The organism is Sphingomonas sp. QA11, assembly GCF_028473665.1.
Taxonomy (GTDB): Bacteria; Pseudomonadota; Alphaproteobacteria; order Sphingomonadales; family Sphingomonadaceae; genus Sphingomonas; species Sphingomonas phytovorans.
Window position 1 is genome coordinate 4,138,860 of the sequence record NZ_CP098774.1, and the last position, 18,224, is coordinate 4,157,083.

Genomic DNA, 18,224 nt, shown 5'->3' on the forward strand with positions numbered 1-18,224 from the left:
GCGAACGTCAAACAGCGACAAATGATGGCGAAGTGGAGGCAGCATGGCAGAGGCGGCAGGGAAATCGATCTTCATCACCGGCGGCGGATCGGGCATCGGCCAGGCGACGGCGAAGCTGTTCGCAAGCCGGGGCTGGCGCATCGGGCTGGCTGACGTCAATGCAAAAGGACTTTCCGAGACCGCCGCGATGCTCCCGGCCGGCATGGTCGAAACCTATCTGATGGACGTGCGCGACCGCGAGGCCTGGACGGCGAGCCTCGACGCCTTCACCGCGCCCGCCGGCGGAGCGCTCGACGTGCTGTTCAACAATGCCGGGATCGGCACCGGCGGGCCCCTCGCCGAGATGAGCTTCGAGGATATCGACCGGACGGTGTCGATCAACCTGATGGGCGTGCTGAACGGTGCGCGGATCGGCTATACCTATCTCGCGCGGGCGCCGGGTTCGTGCCTGCTCAACACCGCTTCGGCATCGGCGATCTACGGGGCGGCGGGGCTGGTACCCTATTCGATGAGCAAGTTCGGCGTTCGGGCGATGACCGAAGGGCTCGACGGGGAATGGCATGGTGCCGGGATCAAGGTGCGCGACATCGTGCCGAGCTTCATCGAGACGCCCCTGCTGAACAGCCCGAGAGGCGGATCGAACCAGTCGATTCGCGAAACGGTAACAGCCGCTGGCCTTGAGCTGACCCCGGTGGAGGCGGTCGCCCGGGCCGCCTGGGACGCGGTGCATGGCGACAGGGTGCACAGCTATGTCGGCAAGACCGCGCACCGCATGGCCTTCGCCGCCCGGTGGATGCCGGGCCAGCTTCGCAAGATGATGCGGCGCGGGGTTACGGCGGCGAAGTAAGCCGCCTTCCCTTGAAAGGGGGATGCCTGAAAGATCAGTCCAATAGGAGGTCGATCGCCTCGGCCATGTCGACATCGCGTTGCGAAAGACCACCCGCGTCATGGGTGGTCAGCAATATCTCCACCCGGTTCCACACGTTCGACCATTCGGGATGATGATCGGCTTTCTCCGCGAGCAACGCGACGCGGGTCATGAAGGCGAAGGCCTCGCTGAAATCGGCGAAGGTGAAGGTTCGCGTGATCGCGTCGCGCGCCTCGTCGAAATCCCATTCATCAAGCGCGTCCAGCGCCTCGGTCCGTTCTTCCTCGGTCAACTGTTCGATCGCCATCAGTGCCTCCTGTAGCGCTCGATGCGCCTTCGCCCTATGGCATAGCCGATGGCGATCCCCGTTCAACCGCGCACCGCGCCCGATGCCGATGCGATCCGCGCGATCGCGCTGAAGACACTCAACGCGCTGCCGGCCGAGTTCCGCGCGCATCTCGGCGATGTCGTGCTGATCGTGGAGGAGTTCGCCGACGACGAGACGCTCGCGACCCTCGGCATCGAGCATCCGCTCGACCTGAGCGGGCTCTATCACGGGCGGCCGGTCGGCGATAAATCCTCGATGGAATCGGGCGCCCTGCCCGACCGGATCCATCTGTATCGCCGCGCGATCCTGGAGGAATGGATCGAGACCGGGATCGGGCTGGACGAGCTGGTCGCGCATGTGATGATCCATGAAGTCGGCCATCATTTCGGCCTGTCGGACGCCGATATGCACGCGCTGGAGGATATGGTGGGAGACGCGTGACGGACGCGCTGGCGTTCCGCGACGTGACCTGCGCACGGGGCGGGCGGGTATTGTTCGAAGGATTGTCCTTCACCGTCCCGGCTGGCGGCGCTGTGCTGGTCACTGGGCCGAACGGGGTCGGCAAATCGAGCCTGATACGATTGGCGGCCGGGCTGCTCCGGCCGGCGAAGGGCGCGGTCGAGGGACCGGCGGCGCGGGCGCTGATGGCCGAGGCCGCCGCGTTCGATGCTGAGCGGCGGCTTGGCAGCGCATTGCGGTTCTGGGCCGCGCTCGATGACGACGACACCGATCCCGACTCTCGCGTCGCCGCCGCGCTCGAAGCGACGAATCTTGCGGTGCTGACCGAGGTGCCGGTGCGACTTCTCTCGACGGGCCAGCGTCGCCGCGCGGCGCTGGCGCGAGTGTTGGCGAGCCGGGCGCCGTTATGGCTGCTCGACGAACCCGCCAACGGGCTTGACGATGCCAGCGTGACCATTCTGGAGTCCCTTATCGCCGCGCACCGCGCTGGCGGCGGGATCGCGCTGATCGCGACTCATCTGCCGATCGAGGTGCCGGGCGCACAGCCGATCGAGCTCGGGGCCGCATGAGGCCATTCCTCACCCTCGTCGCGCGCGATATCGGGCGCGCCTGGGCTGGCGGGAGCGTGACCTATACGCTCGCCTTTTTCCTGCTCGTCGCGATCCTATTCCCCTTCGCGATCGGCCCTGATGCCGCCCTGCTGGCGCGGGTCGGCGGCGGGGTGATCTGGGCGGCGGCGCTCCTCGCGGCATTGATGCCGGTCGAGCGGCTGATCGGGCCCGATGCTGAGAGCGGCGTGCTCGACCAGTTCGCCGCGCGCGGACTGAGCATGGCGAGCGTCGCGGCCGCGAAGATCGCCGCGCACTGGCTCGCCTTCGGGCCGCCGCTGATGCTGGCCGCGGTGATCGCGGCGGGGCTGCTGGATTTGTCAGGCGAGACGGTGCTTCGGGTTGAATTGGGGTTGCTGATCGGGACGCCCGGGCTGGCGGCTTTGGCGGTCGCGACGTCAGCCCTGGTGTCGGGGCTGCGGGGTGCGGGAGCCGTCGCGGGCCTTGTGATGCTGCCGCTCGCGGTGCCGCTGCTGATCTTCGGCGCTGGCTCGATCGACGGCGGGATGGGGGCGGTCAAGCTGCTGGCGGCGGTTAGCCTGATGCTGGTGGCCGGAGCGCCCTTCATCGCGGGCGCCGCGATGCGCGCGGGAATGGAATGAGCTTTCTACTCCCCTCCCGCGAGCGGGAGGGGAGAGATTAACGCGACCACCGCGCCCAGATCGCGGTCGGCAGGAGCAGCCCGCGCGTTTCCTCGCGGACCGCCAGCTCTCCAGCTTCGACCTTGCCGCCGAGATCGCCCAGAGCCTGGTTGAGCAGTTCGCCGATCGCCAGCGCCGACATGCGCACCGCATAGACCGTGAGGAACAGGAAGCGCGATTCAGTGTCGAGCAGCTTGCGGCAATCGGCGATCAGGCCGGGCAGGCCTTCCTCTAGTTTCCACACCTCGCCTTCCGGCCCGCGGCCGAACTTGGGCGGATCGAGCAGGATGCCGTCATAGCGACGGCCGCGCCGGACCTCGCGCGCGATGAACTTGGTGGCGTCATCGGTCATCCAGCGGATCGGCTTGTCCGCCATGCCGGAGAGCACCGCATTGGCGCGGGCGGCCTCGACCGATTTCTTCGAAGCGTCGACATGGACCATCTTCACGCCTTTGGCCGCCATCGCCAGCGTGCCGACGCCGGTATAGCCGAACAGGTTGAGGCACTCCGGCGCCCCCCTGTCGGCGACTTGTTCACGCATCCAGCTCCACACTGGCGCCATGTCCGGGAAGAAGCCCAGATGGCGGAAGGGCGTGTTCTGCGCGGTGAAGCTGACATCGTCCCATTTAAGCGGCCAGCCCTCGCGCGGGACTGGCTCGGAGAACTCCCAGCGGCCACCGCCGTCCTCGTCGGAGCCGGGAATGAATTCGGCCTGGGCGCGCCAGTCGTCCTTCGCCGGCGCCCACAACGCCTGTCCCTCGGGGCGGATGAAGCGGAAGCGGCCATAGCGTTCGAGCTTGCGGCCGTTGCCTGAATCGATCAGCCCGTAGTCGGCCCAGGGTTCGCCGATGAGTGTCTTGAGGTCCATCTAGAAACCCGTTCGTATCGAGTAGAGGCCGAGCGCGTCGAGAACGCGTATCGAGACACATTTGCCCCTCGACATGCCATCTCGACAAGCTCGATGGCTATTCGGGGCGAACGGCAATTGGGACAGCCCGCTCGGCGATATAGCCGGTAACCGCCTCGAATGTGCCTGGCAGCGACGCGTACCGCTCCTCGCGGTCGAACAGGTCGCCGATCCGCGCGGGCAGCGACGGGCGGATGCCGGTCGCGCGTTCAACCGCATCGCCGAACTTGGCCGGATGCGCGGTCGCGAGAGTCACCACCGGTACATCGGCGGGGAGATCGATTCGACGCGCCGCGGCAAGGCCGATCGCGGTATGCGGGTCGATCACCTCTCCCGAACCATCGGATGCCCAGCGCATCGCCAGCGCCATGTCGTCGAGATCGACCCGGTCGCTAGCGAACAGGCTCGCCGCGCCTTCCCGCTGGGCGTTGGTAAGGCGCATCGCTTTCGTCGATTCGAAACCGCGCATCTGCTCGCATATCGCGACGCCGTCACGGCCGCCGAGATCGAACAACAGGCGTTCGAAATTGCTCGACACCTGGATGTCCATTGACGGGCTTGGCGTCGGCACGACGGTGCCTTGCGAATAATCGCCTTGCGACAGCGCGCGGTGGAGGATGTCGTTGACGTTGGTCGCCACCACCAGCTTCGCGACGGGGAGCCCCATCTTCGCCGCGACATAGCCGGCGAACACGTCGCCGAAATTGCCGGTCGGCACCGAGAAGGCGACCGGCCGGTCAGGCGCGCCGAGACGGACCGCAGCGTAGAAATAATAGACCACCTGCGCCATCAGCCGCGCCCAGTTGATCGAATTCACCGCCGATAGCTGGAATTTCCCGGAGAATCCGGGATCGTTGAACATCGCCTTCACCAGCGCCTGGGCGTCGTCGAAGCTGCCGTCGATCGCGATGTTGTGGATGTTGGGCGCGAGCACCGTGGTCATCTGGCGGCGCTGCACGTCGGAGACGCGGCCCTTGGGATGGAGCATGAACACATCCACGCCAGCGCGGCCGGCCAGCGCGTCGATCGCGGCCGAGCCGGTATCGCCCGAGGTCGCACCGACGATCGTCACCTGCCGGTCGGAACCGGCAAGGAAACGTTCGAACAACAGGCCGAGCAACTGGAGCGCCACATCCTTGAAGGCGAGCGTCGGGCCGTGGAACAATTCGAGCAGCCATTGCTGATGGTCGAGCTGGACCAGCGGGGTGACCGCGGCGTGCGAGAAACGGCCATAGGCCTGGGCGCAAAGGTCGCGCAGTTCCTCGCGGGAGAGCGTGCCCTCGACAAAGGGCGCCATCACCGCGACGGCGGTATCGACATAGGAAAGGCCGCGCAGCGCCGCGATCTCGTCGGCGCTCAGGCTCGGCCACGTCTCGGGGACATAGAGGCCACCGTCGCTAGCAAGGCCTGCAAGCGTAACCTGTTCGAAGTCGAGGACGGGTGCCGCCCCACGGGTACTGATATAGCGCATGGCCGACGCGCCTAACCCCGGCGCGCGAAAGTCACAAGCATCTCAGGCTTTCGGGCGCATCAAGCTTTCAGGCGCCGACGCACGGCTATCGCGTAGATCACCGCCGCGACGAGCGCGAACAGGAACCATTGAACGGCATAAGCAAGGTGGTTGTTGGGGACCGCCGACAGATCCGGACCAGGATTGGCATCGAGCCCCGGCGCGGGCGGGTCGGCCATGAGCATCAGCGTCTTGGGTTCGGACGAGAAGATCGAGGCGATCAATGGCCGATGGTCGAGCGCGTGGGTGATATAGCCGGTCACCTCGCCACCGCGCCATGTCGGCTTCGCATCGGGTGCCTGGGCGACGCCGATCTGCACCGTCAGCCCAGGCCCTTCGGCACCAGTGCGGCATTGAGCGATCTGGCGCCAGCCGACCCCGCCGCGCGCGTTGCGACCGCCCTCGACCCTGAAGCTGACCGGTTCGAGGCAGAACGCACTTGCCCGGCGAAACAACAAGCTGTCGTCAACCGGAATGCGCGGAAAGGCGATCGGCGGCAGTCCGCGATTTGCGGAGAGGCGCACGAGCATCGCTTCCTTCTCGCCCTTGCGCTGAAGTTGCCAGACGCCGAGCGCAATCATCGCCGCGATGGCCAGGCCGACCAGGACGGTCGCCACGATGGGAAAGCGCTTCATTCGTCCGCGATCCGGCCTTCGCGCGCCGAATTGCGATATTCGAACGCGAGCAGCGCGCCTTTGGCGACGCGCAGCGACCCGGTCACCGCGATGGCCGCGAGCGGCACCAGGATCAGCGCGAGCAGCCAGAGCGGCGGCTCGACCGTCAGTTGCAGCGTCACCGCCACACCGACGAGCAGGCCACCGACGATCAGGGTCAGGAACGCGGCGGGGCCGTCCCCGACGTTGAACCGGGTGAGATCGAGCCCGCAGGCGGCACAGCGATCGGCGAATTTCGTCATGCCGGCGAACAGCGTGCTGGCGCCGCAGCGCGGACACAGGCCCTTGAGCGCCACATCGAACGGCGCGGGGCGCGACGAGGCGACCGGATCAGGCGCGACCGACGCACCAGGGATCGGGCTGCATGTCGACGGGCACACCCACGGCATCGGGCGCGGGGTAGCGCAGCTTGAAGGTGAAGGCGCGCTCGCTCGGGCCGAACCGGTCGAGCAGCCAGAGTCGGGCAAAGGCCTCGTCGATCGTTGGCACGGCCCCGACAGGGACCCACCACAGCGCCTGATAGGCCCCGTCGAATCGATCGAACCAGCTGCGGCGTTGCGCCATCACCGGGGTGTGGGCGCTGCGATAGACATAGTCGAAAAGTGCTTCGGCATCGGCCCAGACCGACATGTTGACGATCAGTCTGGGATCGGGCGTCGGCTGAAGATCGGTGGCGCTGTTGCCCTCGCCCTTCAGCCGCCAGACGAATCCCGCGCTTGCCTCGGCGAGCGCGTTGATCCGGTCGAGTTCCTGGAAGAAGCCGGCCACCTGCGGGTCATCGGCCGGCGCGACGAGCCGACCGATATTGACCTGCGCGAGATGCCAGCCCGACGTCACGCCGGGGTTAGCCGCCGTGCACCGCAGCGCCCCAGCCGCCCCAGACATAGATCGAGACGAACAGGAACAGCCACACCACGTCGACGAAGTGCCAGTACCAGGCGGCAGCTTCGAAGCCGAAATGCTGGCGCGGCGTGAAGTCGCCCTTGTACGCCCGGATCAGGCAGACGATCAGGAAGATCGTGCCGATGATGACGTGGAAACCATGGAAACCGGTCGCCATGAAGAAGGACGCGCCATAGTTGATCCCGTGGAAGGGGAACGGCGCCTCGGCATATTCATAGGCCTGGATCGACGAGAACAGCAGGCCGAGAACGATCGTCAGCCACAGGCCCTTGAGCACGCCGTCGCGGTTGCCGACGCCGAGCAGGCCCCACAGGCCGGTCTTCTCGCCGCCGCGCTGGTTGTGGATCAGGGCGTGGTGCGCCCAGGTGACCGTCGTGCCGGAGGTGAGCAGGATGATCGTGTTGAGCAGCGGGAACTTGAACGCGTCGATCACCTCGATGCCCTTCGGCGGCCAGGTGCCGCGCGCTGCATCGGCGATCAGACTGACCGTGCCGTCGGCGATCTGCACCGGCGCCGGGAACAGCGAGAAATCGAAGAAGGCCCAGAACCAGCCGACGAAGAACATCACTTCCGAGGCGATGAACAGGATCATGCCGTAGCGCAGGTGGAGTTGCACCACCGGCGTATGATCGCCGGCATGTGCTTCACGGATCACGTTGCTCCACCAGGAGAACATGGTGAGGAGAACGGCCGCGACGCCAATGAAGAAGATCGTGCCGCCGCCGATGCCGAACACGCTGCCGGAATGCATCCACATGATGCCGCCGATCGCCATGGTGAGCGCTGAGAACGAGCCGACGAACGGCCAGATATCGGGTGGCAGGATATGGTAGTCGTGTTTCTTGGCGCCGGCCATTCTTCGGTCCCCGTTAATAGGCTGTCGACAACGCTCTAGCTGGCTGCTTTCGCGGAATCCACAGGGTAAAAGGTGTAGCTGAGGGTGATCGTCTTCACGTCAGCCGCGTCGGGATCGGTGAGGATCTTCGGGTCGACGAAGAAGATCACCGGCATGCGGGCGGTCTCGCCCGGCTTGAGCGTCTGCTGCGTAAAGCAGAAGCACTGGATCTTGGTGAAATATTTGCCCGCCTGGGCCGGCGTGACGTTGAAGGTCGCGGTGCCGGTCACTGGCTTGTCGCTGTTGTTCGTCGCGGTGAAGAACGCCATATCGCGCGCGCCGATCGCGATCGTTTCCGACGGCACTTCCGGCTTGAACGTCCAGGGCAGCTTAGGCGCGACATTGGTGTCGAAATCGATCCGCACCTGCTCATGCCCGACCGCGCCCGGCGCCACCAGGCCGCGCTGGGTGGTGCCGTTGAGCCCGGTCGCCTCGCAGAACATGCGGTATAGCGGCACGCTGGCATAACCGAGCCCGGTCATGAAGCACACGCCGACACCGGCGAGGATCGCGGTGCGCAGCGTGCGGGTCAATGCGCCGCCCCGGCCTTGATCTTCACGATGCTGATCGCGAAGACGAGGATGACGAAGGCGCCGAGCAGCACTGCCATGACGATCGCGCGGGAACGCTGACGGGCGCGAATCTGATCGTCTTCGTTCTTCATCAGCCGACCCACCTGTCGACGACCAGCGCGCCGAAAATAATGAAAAGATAAAGGATCGACCAGGCGAACAGCCGCTTTTCGGGCCGCATCGCATCGCCCATGCCGGTCGTGCGCAGGCTGACCTGAAGCGCGAGCGCAGCAAAGACAAGCGTCGTCGCGATGGCAACCCCGCCATAGATCGCGCCGGTCAGGCCAAGCGCCCATGGAGCGATCGCGACCGCCGCCATCGGGATGGTGTAGAGCCCGATCTGCAGCCGGGTCGTGCGCTCCCCGGCGACGACCGGCATCATCGGCACGCCGGCAGCGGCGTAATCCGATTTCATGAACAGCGCGAGCGCCCAGAAATGTGGCGGGGTCCACAGGAAGACCAGGGTGAACAGCAGCACCGGCAGGGTCGCGACGTCGCCGGTGGCGGCCGCCCAGCCGATCAGCGGCGGGAAGGCGCCGGCGGCGCCCCCAATAACGATATTCTGCGGCGTCCGACGCTTCAGCCAGACGGTATAGATCAGGACATAGAACAGGATCGAGGCGGTGAGGATCGCGGCGGCGATCAGGTTCACCGCCAGTCCCATCAGGATCACCGAGAAGAATGCCAGGCCGACGCCGAAATGCAGCGCCGCCTGCCGGTCCATGCGGCCGGCCGGCAACGGCCGGCGTTCGGTCCGCTTCATCCTGGCGTCGAGATCGGCCTCATACCATTGGTTGAGCGCGCCGGCAGCGCCGGCGCCGAGCGCGATGCACAGGATCGCGGTGAAACCGAGCACCGGATCGATGCCCACCGGCGCCGCCAGCATCCCGCACAGGCCGGTGAAGACGACGAGCGTCATCACCCGCGGCTTCGTCAGCGCGAGGAAATCGCGCCAGTCGGCGGGAAGGGCAGAGGCGGGCAATGTGGTCGTCGTGGTCATTTCTTTATTCTCCCCTCCCGCATGCGGGAGGGGCCGGGGGAGGGCATGTCGAGAGGAGGGCCCTTACAGGCCCTCCCCAAAGCCCCTCCCGCATGCGGGAGGGGGATTTCCTTGAGCCGCCCGCGAGCGGCCCCGTGCGGTCAGTCGATGCGCGGCAGCGTCTCAAACTGATGGTAAGGCGGCGGGCTCGACAGCGTCCACTCAAGCGTCGTCGCGCCTTCACCCCAAGGGCTGTCGCCTGCCTTCTTGCCCGCGAACAGCGACCAGAACAGGTTGACGAAGAAGACGACCATCGACGCTGCCATGATCATGTAGCCGACCGTCGCGATCCAGTTCCAGTGCTCGTACGCCGGGTTATAGTCCGGGATACGGCGCGGCATGCCCTGCAAGCCGAGGAAGTGCATCGGGAAGAACAGGATGTTCACGCCGATGAAGAAGACCCAGAAGTGCAGCTGGCCAAGGAACTCGCTGTACATCCGGCCCGACATCTTCGGGAACCAGTAGTAGAAGCCGGCGAACAGACTGAACACCGCGCCGAGCGACAACACATAGTGGAAGTGCGCGACGACGTAATAGGTGTCCTGCATGTAATCATCGACGCCGCCGTTCGCGAGCACGACGCCGGTCACGCCACCGACGGTGAACATGAAGATGAAGCCGATCGCCCACATCATCGGGGTCTTGAAGCTCATCGAGCCGCCCCACATCGTCGCGATCCACGAGAAGATCTTGATGCCGGTCGGAACCGCGATGACCATCGTCGCGGCGGTGAAGTACATCTTCACGTTCACGCTGAGGCCGGTGGTGAACATGTGGTGCGCCCACACGACGAAGCCGACCACGCCGATCGCGACCATGGCATAGGCCATGCCGAGATAACCGAACACCGGCTTCTTCGAGAAGGTGGAGATGATGTGGCTGATCATGCCGAAGCCTGGCAGGATCATGATGTACACCTCGGGATGGCCGAAGAACCAGAACAGATGCTGGTACAGGACGGGATCGCCGCCGCCGGCCGGATCGAAGAAGGTGGTGTGAAAGTTGCGGTCGGTCAGCAGCATCGTGATCGCCGCGGCGAGAACCGGCAGCGAGAGCAGCAGCAGGAAGGCGGTGACCAGCACCGACCAGACGAACAGCGGCATCTTGTGCAGGGTCATGCCCGGCGCGCGCATGTTGAAGATGGTGGTGATGAAGTTGATCGCCCCGAGGATCGAACTGGCGCCCGCGAGATGGAGCGACAGGATCGCCATGTCGACCGATGGCCCCGGCTCCCCATATGTGGAGAGCGGCGCATAGACCGTCCAGCCGGTGCCGGCGCCCCCGAAGAAGGGCGAGGCGAGCAGCAGCGTGAAGCTTGGCACCAGCAGCCAGAAGGAGATGTTGTTCATGCGCGGGAACGCCATGTCCGGCGCGCCGATCATCAGCGGCACGAACCAGTTGCCGAAGCCGCCGATCATCGCCGGCATGACCATGAAGAACACCATGATCAGGCCGTGCGCGGTGATGAGCACGTTCCAGAGATGCAGCGCGTGATCCAGCCCCTGGTCGCCGCCGGGCAACCAGGCAGCCCATTCGCCGAGATACTGGATGCCGGGATGAGCCAGCTCGGCGCGCATCAGGCCCGAGATGCCGCCACCGATGATGCCCGCGCAGATCGCGAAGATCAGGTAGAGGGTGCCGATGTCCTTGTGGTTCGTCGACATGAACCAGCGCGCGAAGAAGGCTGGCTTGTGATCGGCGTCGTGATGCGCATGATCGTCATGATGCGCGTCGAACGCGGACGGGTGAAGGGCGGTATCGGTCATTGTCTTACTGTCCAGCGTTGCCGGCGCCGGCGACGTTGGTCGCGGCAGCCTGGTTGGTGGCGGGAGCGGCGCTGGTCGCGTTCTCGACCGGTCCGGTGGCGTTTTCGGTGGCCGTTTCGGCCGGCGCGGTCGCCGCTGCGTCGGCCGACTTGGCGCCGCCGGCAGCCGGCATCGTGCCGCCCTTCGCCTTGACCCAGGCGGCGAACACCGCTGGTTTCACGGCCACGACCGTGATCGGCATGAAACCATGGCGCGCGCCGCAAAGCTCGGAGCACTGGCCGAAATAGACGCCTTCCTTCTCGATGGTGAAGCTCGTCTCGTTCAGGCGACCCGGGACCGCGTCGAGCTTGATCCAGAAGGCGGGCATCGCCCAGCTGTGAATCACGTCGTTCGCGGTGGTGATGAGGCGGATCGGCACGCCAACCGGCAGCACGATACGGTTGTCGGTCGCGAGCAGCGCAGGGCCGTCGGCATCGGTGCGCGCGCGCTCACCCGGCTGAACCTGGCCCTTTTCCTTCAGCATGTTCGAGGTGATCTCGAACCCGCCATGATCGGGATATTGATAGGTCCAGTACCACTGGTTGCCGATCGCCTTCAGCGTGACGGCATTGGCGGGCGCCGGCTTGAACTGCGCAGCCAGCAGCCCGATCGAGGGCGCGGCGATCAGCGCGAGGATGATGACCGGGACCGCGGTCCAGATGATCTCGATAAAGGTGTTGTGCGAGGTCTTGGATGCGACCGGGTTCGCCGCGCGGCGATAGCGGAACATCACCCACATCAGCAGGAACAGCACGAGCACCGAGATGGCGGTGATGACGGGGAGCAGGATCGCATTATGGAACCAGTGAGCACGACGGCCATTCGGCGTCACCTGATCCTGCAGGGTCAGGTGCCCGTCCACCGGCATGCCGACACCCGGGACCGGCCGGACATCCGGCCCGCCATCGAGCACGAGCATCGGATCTGCCGGCGCCGCGACGGCGGGCGCGGCGCTGGTGGTCGGCGCAGCATTGGTCGTTGCCGGGGCCACCGTCGTTGTAGGCGTGGCCGCCTGTGGCGCCGGTGCCGTGGCGTTGCCGATACCCGCTATCGCGAGTCCTGCCGCCAGCACAATCGACTTCAACCCCTTACTGCGCATGCGTCTCGTCACCCCTGATTGCGCCTTTTCCGTCTCCGGCGCGCGAGCGGACATACGCTCGTTGCGATGGGCCTATACGCGGGAGGTGCTGGTGCCTCAAGCGTGTCGGGGCGTTTTTTGACACTGGGGCCGACCCGGACGTTGCGCGCGCCCTGCCGGGCTCCTATCAACCCTTCGCTTCACGAAAGACCCGCGCAGATGACCGACGACGAGATCCTGGCCGAGTTCCGAGCCGCCGACGCCCTGCTTGAAGGACATTTCATCCTGTCCTCGGGCCTACGTTCCTCGCGCTACCTGCAATGCGCGCGCGTGCTGATGGATCCGGCGCGGGGCGCTCGCCTGTCGACCGAACTGGCGACGCGAATCCCGACCGAGCTGCGCTCTCGGATCGACGTCGTGGTCTCGCCTGCGATGGGCGGGGTGATCGCCGGGCACGAGATGGCGCGCGCGCTCGGCGTCGAGGCGATGTTCCTCGAACGGCCCGACGGCGTGTTCGAACTGCGCCGCGGCTTTCGCCTGTCGCCCGGCGCCAAGGTGCTCATGATGGAGGATGTCGTCACCACCGGCCTTTCGTCCCGTGAGGCGATCGCGGCGATCGGTCGGGCCGGGGGCGAGACGATCGCGGCTGCCTCGCTGGTGGACCGGTCGAGCGAGACCGCCGATCTGGGCGTGCCCTTCTTCCCGCTGATCCGGCTCGACGTACCGACCTACAGGGCCGAATCGCTGCCGCCCGAGCTGGCGGCCCTGCCCGCGATCAAACCGGGCAGCCGGGCCGCGGCATGAACGATTTCCTGCGGCTCGGCGTCAACATCGACCACGTCGCGACCGTCCGCAACGCGCGCGGCGCCGGCTATCCCGATCCGGTCCGCGCCGCGCTGGCCGCCGCCGAGGCAGGCGCCGACGGAATCACCGCGCATCTGCGCGAGGACCGGCGCCACATCACCGACGATGATATCGCCCGCCTGTCAGAACAGCTGACCATCCCGCTCAATCTTGAGATGGCGGCGACCGACGAGATGCTCGCCATCGCGCTGCGCCACCGGCCGCACGCCGCCTGCATCGTTCCCGAAAAACGCGAGGAACGCACCACCGAAGGCGGGCTCGACGCGGCGGGACAGCATAACCAGCTTGCCCCCCTGGTCAGCGCACTGGGCGCTGCGAAGATCCGCGTATCGCTGTTCATCGAGCCCGACGCGCGGCAGATCGAGGCAGCGCTGCGTCTCGGCGCGCCGGTCGTGGAGCTGCATACCGGCCGCTATGCCGAGCTTGAAGGCGCGGCGCAGGCGGACGAACTGCGCCGGTTGAACGACGCCGCCGCGCTCGCCGCGAAGAACGGCATCGAGGTCCATGCCGGGCACGGCCTGACCTATGACAATGTCGCGCCGATCGCCGCGATCCGGCAGGTGCGCGAGCTGAACATCGGTCATTTCCTGGTGGGCGAGGCGATGTTCATCGGCCTTGGCGAGGCAGTGCGCACGATGCGCGCCGCGATGGACGCCGCGCGGTGATTCCTTCCCGGCACGGCGAGGGGGACCGCGCGCTTCTTCAGCGCTTGGTGGAGGGGGGCTTCCACGAGCGCTTCGCCTGCGGAAGCCACCCTCTACCATCCTGCGGATGGTCCCCCTCGCCGTACCGGGGAGGATTTGCTCCATGATCATCGGGCTCGGTTCGGATCTGTGCAATATCGAGCGGATCCAGGCGTCGCTCGATCGATTCGGCACGCGGTTCGAGAATCGCGTGTTCACCGAAATCGAACGCGCCAAGGCGGATCGCCGCCCTTTCACCAAGGCCGGCACGCTGGCCAAGCGCTTCGCCGCGAAGGAGGCTTTCTCCAAGGCGGTCGGCACCGGATTCAAGCGCGGCGTTTTCATGAAGGACATCGGCGTGATCAACGCGCCGTCGGGCGCCCCGACACTGGCGCTGACCGGCGGCGCCCGGGCGAGGCTTGACGCGCTGACACCCGCGGGCCACGTCGCCCATGTACATCTGACGCTGACCGACGACCACCCATGGGCACAGGCCTTCGTGGTGATCGAAGCGATCAGGACCGAGTAGGACGACATATGAGTGAGGAGTTGGCGTTGGACCGAGTGCCCGAACAGGAGGCCGCGCCCGCGCCGGAAGCCGTCGAGACGCGCCCGACCACCGACTGGTGGGGCGAGGTGAAGGGGATCCTCTGGCTGATCCTGGCAGTGCTCGGCTTCCACAGCTTCATCGCCAAACCCTTCTACATCCCGTCTGAATCGATGTTGCCCGGGCTACAGGTCGGCGATCAGCTGATCGTCACCAAATATGCCTATGGCTGGTCCTTCGTCTCGCCGACCATCCCCAACCCTGTCGCGATGTTCCGCAGCCTGGTGCTGCATCAGGACGTGGAAAGCTGGGGCGTGCAATTGCCCTTCATCCAGGGCCGGCTGTTCGGGAAGATGCCCGAGCGCGGCGACGTCGTCATCGTGACGCCGCCGGGACGCAACACCGACTACATCAAGCGCCTGATCGGCCTGCCCGGCGACCGTCTCCAGGTGATCGACGGCACCGTCTATCTGAACGGCACCGCGGTGAAGCGCGGGGTGCCGCACGACACGCTGATTCCGGTCGATGCCAAGACGGTATGCGATCCGGAACAATATCCCGGCGCGCTCCAGACCGACCCCGACGGCAAGCAATATTGCCGCCTGACGCTGGTGACCGAGACGCTGCCCAATGGCCGTCATTACGACACGGTCGAGTCCGGGCCGAGCGACGGCGACAATTACGGCCCGATCACGATCCGCCCCAACCATGTGTTCCTGATGGGCGACAATCGCGACCATAGCGCCGACAGCCGCTTCTCCGTGTCGGCCATGGGTCTGGGCGGCGACGTGCCCTGGGAGAATCTGGGCGGCCGCGCCGAATTCATCACATTCTCCAAGAGCGGCAACGGGACGTGGAATCCCTTTACCTGGGGGCAGAGCTTCCGATCCGGCCGTGCTGGCACCTCGCTCCACGCGGCGCGGGACACTCCGAAGGAATGAGGATGGCGACACCGCCCGCAGCAACCGAACCCGGTCCGAACGAACTCCGCGATCCCTTCGTCCGCAAGGAGCTGAAGCGCGCGACCGTGTGGCTCGGGCTCGCCGCGGCGATGGCGTTGGTGGTGGTGCTGATCCAGCCGATCCTGATCATCTTCGGCGGCCTGGTCTTCGCCGCGATGCTCGACGGCGGCGTTCGCCTGATCGGGCGCGTGCTGCCGCTCGGACGCGGCCTCCGCCTGCTGATCGTCGTGCTCTGCACCATCGCGTTCGTGGTGGGCGTCATCTACATGACCGGCGTCCAGGTCACCGACCAGGCGGAACAACTGCGCGTGACGCTCGAGGTGCAGGCCAACCATCTCGTCACCTGGGCATCGGGCATGGGCCTGATGCCGGGACGCGCCGATGTGAACGGCCTGCTCCAGCAGGCGATGGGGTCCTTCGGCAAACTCACCTCCTGGGTCGGCTCGGCGCTGGGGGCGCTGACCAGCCTGTTCATGGTACTGGTGATCGGCCTGTTCGTGGCGATGGAGCCGCGGCTTTATGATCGCGGCCTGCAATGGATGGTCCCCTCCGACGTGCGCGGCGAATTCGCCATCACCATCGACCGGATGGCCGCGACGATGCGACGGCTGCTCGCCGGGCGCCTGGCGGGCATGTTGTTCGAGGGCGTGCTGACCTGGCTCTGCCTGTGGGCGGCGGGCGTGCCGATGGCGCTGCTGCTCGGCATCCTGACCGGCCTGCTCGCCTTCATCCCCAATATCGGCGCCTTCACCAGCGGCGTGCTGATGACTGCGGTCGGCTTCAGCGCCGGGGTCGAGACCGGCCTGTGGGCAATCGCTATCTATTTCACCGTCCAGACCTTCGACGGCTATGTCGTGATCCCGATGGTCGCCCGGCGGACCGTCGACCTGCCACCCGCCCTGACCCTGTCGTCGCAGATTCTGGCAAGCACGCTGTTCGGCGTGCTCGGCCTGGCCCTGGCCGATCCGATCGTGGCGATGATCAAGGTCGCGCTCGAGCGCAATTCGGAGCGCGCGATCGAAGACGCCAGCGAAGAGCGGGCCAGCGCGGCATGATCAGGCTCTATGATTACTGGCGGTCGTCCGCTGCCTATCGCGTGCGGATCGCGCTGAACCTCAAGCATGTCCTTCATGAGCGCGAAAATATCGCCCTGCTCGAAGGGGTGCATCGGTCGCCGGAGAATCTGGCGCGCAACCCCCAGGGATTCGTGCCGACGCTGGTGGTGGAAGGCGAAGCGCTGACTCAGAGCCTGGCGATCATCGACTATCTCGACGCGCTTTATCCCGATCCCCCGATGGTACCGCGCGACCCGCTCGCCCGCGCGCGCGTGCTTGCCCAGGCGCTTTTGATCGCGGCCGACATCCATCCGATGAACAATCTGCGCATCCTCAAGCGATTGGAAAGCCAGTTCGGCGCCGACCAGGCGGCGAAGGACGAATGGTACCGCCATTGGATCATCGAGGGCTTCACGGCGCTGGAGAAGTTGGCGAAATCGGGTCCCGGCCCGCTGCTCGGCGGCAACGCGCCCAATCTCGCTGATGTCTGTCTGGTGCCGCAGATGTTCAACGCCCGCCGCCTCTCGGTCCCGCTGGAGGGTTTCCCCAGGCTGGTGGCGGCTGACGCCGCAGCGAATGCGATTCCCGAGATCGCAGCCGCGCATCCCGACCGCGTCAAACCCGAGCGCTAGCGCCGGGCGACGACCGAATCGAACAGGTCGAGATAGCGCCGCGCTGAATCGGCGCCCGGTTCGGGCATCGGTTCCGGGCGGAGACGATCGGGCATGAGCCAATGGTCAAGCGCGCCGACCAGGGCATCGTCATCCCCCACCGGCACGATGCTGCCCTGCGCCGGGATCGTGACGATCTCGCTGACCGCAACGCTCGAATCGGTCGACACCACCGGGGTTCCCTCAGCGAGCGCCTCGCGCAGCACGCCCGGCACGCCTTCGAAATCGGAGGTCAGCACGACCGCGGTCGCCCGTGCCAGCACATGGCATGGATCGGGATGATAACCAGGCAGATGGACCCGGCCATCCAGGCCGAGCGCGGCAACCTGCGCCTCGAGCGCGGGCCGTTCGGTGCCTTCCCCCAGAATCACCAGTTGCACATCGTCATCCGCCAGCCGGGGCAGTGCAGCGATCATGCGATCCCAGCGCTTCTGCGGCGCGAGCCGGCCCACGCCGAGCAGGAAGCGTCCTCCAGGGAGCCAGGCAGGCGTGTCGCACCGCGCCCTGTGCGCCGGCGGATTGGGGATCACGCTGATCCGGTCAGCCGCGACTCCCATCCTCCCGATCGATTCGTCCCGCATCGCCGCCGTCATCGCGACGACATGGTCGACGAATCGAGGATGGATGGACAACCAGACCCGATAGGCCGCCGAAAGAAGTGGTCCCTGGTCGGCTCGGTCGAGCCGGTTCGACACCTTGGCGACGATCGGCGGGCAGCGCCTGCCAAGACGGAGCCGCAGGTACAGGGCCATGCCGGTATAATGGTTGCCCGGGCAGAAGATCAGGTCGGGCGACAACTCACGGGCGATTCCCGCCACCGCACGCAGCCCGCCATAGGAGCCGTCGCCGAGGATACGAATGTCCAGGGTTTCGGGCGCGATGAGAGGAAGCTCGCGCGCCAGCGGGCCGCTCGCGTCGCCGATCACCAGGGTGACGCGCCGCCCCGCCTCGCTCCAGCTGCGGGCAAGTCGCAGCAATACCCGCTCGACTCCGCCACCTTCGAGCGTCTGCGCATAGGCCAGTATGCTGGCTGCCTGTAGGGAGGGATTCGGCATCTAGCGGAGTGCCATAACGGCTCATTGCAGCAAAAGTGTCGCAGCGCAGCACAAAACGGACATTATTTGGGTGCAGGTTGCAAATTGCCGCAGAAAAACG

Annotated in this window: 23 protein-coding genes; 10 read left to right on the forward strand and 13 right to left on the reverse strand. The window is 66.2% G+C overall.

Annotated features, from left to right (window positions below; all coding sequences use genetic code 11):
* Positions 1 to 43 precede the first annotated feature (43 nt).
* Positions 44 to 847, forward strand: a complete 804-nt coding sequence (locus tag NDN01_RS19040) for an SDR family oxidoreductase (protein ID WP_272623303.1) — start codon at positions 44 to 46, stop codon at positions 845 to 847.
* A 34-nt stretch (positions 848 to 881) separates the two neighbouring features.
* Here the strand turns inward: NDN01_RS19040 and NDN01_RS19045 are convergent, their stop codons facing one another.
* Positions 882 to 1,175, reverse strand: coding sequence for a 4a-hydroxytetrahydrobiopterin dehydratase (locus NDN01_RS19045; protein ID WP_272623304.1), 294 nt, complete (start codon positions 1,173 to 1,175; stop codon positions 882 to 884).
* Between the two features lie 48 nt (positions 1,176 to 1,223).
* On the opposite strand from NDN01_RS19045, the gene NDN01_RS19050 reads away from it, so the two are divergent.
* From NDN01_RS19050 to NDN01_RS19060, 3 genes are read left to right on the forward strand one after another with little or no spacing between them, the layout of a single operon-like run.
* On the forward strand, positions 1,224 to 1,637 hold the full coding sequence (locus tag NDN01_RS19050; protein ID WP_272623306.1) for a metallopeptidase family protein: 414 nt from the start codon (positions 1,224 to 1,226) through the stop codon (positions 1,635 to 1,637).
* Entirely contained in the window at positions 1,634 to 2,224 is a 591-nt protein-coding gene (ccmA, locus tag NDN01_RS19055) for a heme ABC exporter ATP-binding protein CcmA (RefSeq protein ID WP_272623308.1), read from the forward strand. Before NDN01_RS19050 ends, ccmA begins: the two co-directional genes overlap by 4 nt.
* Positions 2,221 to 2,865, forward strand: a complete 645-nt coding sequence (locus NDN01_RS19060) for a heme exporter protein CcmB (RefSeq protein WP_272623310.1) — start codon at positions 2,221 to 2,223, stop codon at positions 2,863 to 2,865. The genes ccmA and NDN01_RS19060 overlap by 4 nt, the downstream gene beginning before the upstream one ends.
* 37 nt (positions 2,866 to 2,902) lie before the next feature.
* On the opposite strand, the gene NDN01_RS19065 is transcribed toward NDN01_RS19060, so the two are convergent.
* The 11 genes from NDN01_RS19065 to coxB all read right to left on the reverse strand — a co-directional run bounded on the left by NDN01_RS19065 (position 2,903) and on the right by coxB (position 12,308).
* On the reverse strand, positions 2,903 to 3,772 hold the full coding sequence (locus tag NDN01_RS19065) for a class I SAM-dependent methyltransferase (protein WP_272623312.1): 870 nt from the start codon (positions 3,770 to 3,772) through the stop codon (positions 2,903 to 2,905).
* Positions 3,773 to 3,869: 97 nt separating this feature from the next.
* Positions 3,870 to 5,282: a threonine synthase gene (gene thrC, locus NDN01_RS19070; RefSeq protein WP_272623314.1), complete on the reverse strand. Its 1,413-nt coding sequence runs from the start codon at positions 5,280 to 5,282 to the stop codon at positions 3,870 to 3,872.
* Between the two features lie 59 nt (positions 5,283 to 5,341).
* Positions 5,342 to 5,956, reverse strand: coding sequence for an SURF1 family protein (locus tag NDN01_RS19075; protein ID WP_272623316.1), 615 nt, complete (start codon positions 5,954 to 5,956; stop codon positions 5,342 to 5,344).
* Positions 5,953 to 6,384: a DUF983 domain-containing protein gene (locus NDN01_RS19080; protein WP_272623318.1), complete on the reverse strand. Its 432-nt coding sequence runs from the start codon at positions 6,382 to 6,384 to the stop codon at positions 5,953 to 5,955. Before NDN01_RS19080 ends, NDN01_RS19075 begins: the two co-directional genes overlap by 4 nt.
* On the reverse strand, positions 6,326 to 6,832 hold the full coding sequence (locus NDN01_RS19085; RefSeq protein ID WP_272623319.1) for a DUF3291 domain-containing protein: 507 nt from the start codon (positions 6,830 to 6,832) through the stop codon (positions 6,326 to 6,328). Before NDN01_RS19085 ends, NDN01_RS19080 begins: the two co-directional genes overlap by 59 nt.
* A 7-nt stretch (positions 6,833 to 6,839) precedes the next feature.
* Complete coding sequence (locus NDN01_RS19090; RefSeq protein WP_272623321.1) at positions 6,840 to 7,754, reverse strand: cytochrome c oxidase subunit 3; 915 nt, start codon at positions 7,752 to 7,754, stop codon at positions 6,840 to 6,842.
* Between the two features lie 35 nt (positions 7,755 to 7,789).
* Positions 7,790 to 8,275 carry a cytochrome c oxidase assembly protein gene (locus tag NDN01_RS19095; RefSeq protein ID WP_443025258.1) on the reverse strand — a complete coding sequence of 162 codons (486 nt, stop codon included), beginning with the start codon at positions 8,273 to 8,275 and terminating at the stop codon, positions 7,790 to 7,792.
* 47 nt (positions 8,276 to 8,322) lie between these two features.
* Complete coding sequence (locus tag NDN01_RS19100) at positions 8,323 to 8,457, reverse strand: hypothetical protein (RefSeq protein ID WP_272623325.1); 135 nt, start codon at positions 8,455 to 8,457, stop codon at positions 8,323 to 8,325.
* Entirely contained in the window at positions 8,457 to 9,365 is a 909-nt protein-coding gene (locus tag NDN01_RS19105) for a heme o synthase (protein ID WP_272623327.1), read from the reverse strand. The genes NDN01_RS19100 and NDN01_RS19105 overlap by 1 nt, the downstream gene beginning before the upstream one ends.
* A 140-nt stretch (positions 9,366 to 9,505) precedes the next feature.
* Positions 9,506 to 11,170 (reverse strand): cytochrome c oxidase subunit I, encoded by a 1,665-nt coding sequence (ctaD, locus tag NDN01_RS19110; protein ID WP_272623329.1) that lies wholly within the window; start codon positions 11,168 to 11,170, stop codon positions 9,506 to 9,508.
* 4 nt (positions 11,171 to 11,174) lie between these two features.
* Entirely contained in the window at positions 11,175 to 12,308 is a 1,134-nt protein-coding gene (gene coxB, locus NDN01_RS19115; RefSeq protein WP_272623330.1) for a cytochrome c oxidase subunit II, read from the reverse strand.
* 198 nt (positions 12,309 to 12,506) lie between these two features.
* On the opposite strand from coxB, the gene pyrE reads away from it, so the two are divergent.
* The 6 genes from pyrE to maiA all read left to right on the forward strand — a co-directional run bounded on the left by pyrE (position 12,507) and on the right by maiA (position 17,030).
* Positions 12,507 to 13,091 (forward strand): orotate phosphoribosyltransferase, encoded by a 585-nt coding sequence (gene pyrE, locus NDN01_RS19120; protein WP_272623331.1) that lies wholly within the window; start codon positions 12,507 to 12,509, stop codon positions 13,089 to 13,091.
* Positions 13,088 to 13,816, forward strand: coding sequence for a pyridoxine 5'-phosphate synthase (locus NDN01_RS19125; RefSeq protein ID WP_272623333.1), 729 nt, complete (start codon positions 13,088 to 13,090; stop codon positions 13,814 to 13,816). Before pyrE ends, NDN01_RS19125 begins: the two co-directional genes overlap by 4 nt.
* A gap of 142 nt (positions 13,817 to 13,958) precedes the next feature.
* The gene (gene acpS, locus NDN01_RS19130; RefSeq protein ID WP_272623335.1) at positions 13,959 to 14,363 is read left to right on the forward strand and encodes a holo-ACP synthase; all 405 of its coding nucleotides are present in this window, start codon (positions 13,959 to 13,961) and stop codon (positions 14,361 to 14,363) included.
* Positions 14,364 to 14,371: 8 nt separating this feature from the next.
* Entirely contained in the window at positions 14,372 to 15,322 is a 951-nt protein-coding gene (gene lepB / locus NDN01_RS19135; RefSeq protein ID WP_272623337.1) for a signal peptidase I, read from the forward strand.
* Between the two features lie 2 nt (positions 15,323 to 15,324).
* Complete coding sequence (locus NDN01_RS19140) at positions 15,325 to 16,398, forward strand: AI-2E family transporter (protein ID WP_272623338.1); 1,074 nt, start codon at positions 15,325 to 15,327, stop codon at positions 16,396 to 16,398.
* The gene (gene maiA / locus NDN01_RS19145) at positions 16,395 to 17,030 is read left to right on the forward strand and encodes a maleylacetoacetate isomerase (protein WP_272623340.1); all 636 of its coding nucleotides are present in this window, start codon (positions 16,395 to 16,397) and stop codon (positions 17,028 to 17,030) included. The genes NDN01_RS19140 and maiA overlap by 4 nt, the downstream gene beginning before the upstream one ends.
* On the opposite strand, the gene NDN01_RS19150 is transcribed toward maiA, so the two are convergent.
* Positions 17,027 to 18,124, reverse strand: coding sequence for a glycosyltransferase (locus NDN01_RS19150; RefSeq protein WP_272623341.1), 1,098 nt, complete (start codon positions 18,122 to 18,124; stop codon positions 17,027 to 17,029). The two genes, maiA and NDN01_RS19150, sit on opposite strands and share 4 nt — an antisense overlap.
* Positions 18,125 to 18,224 lie beyond the last annotated feature (100 nt).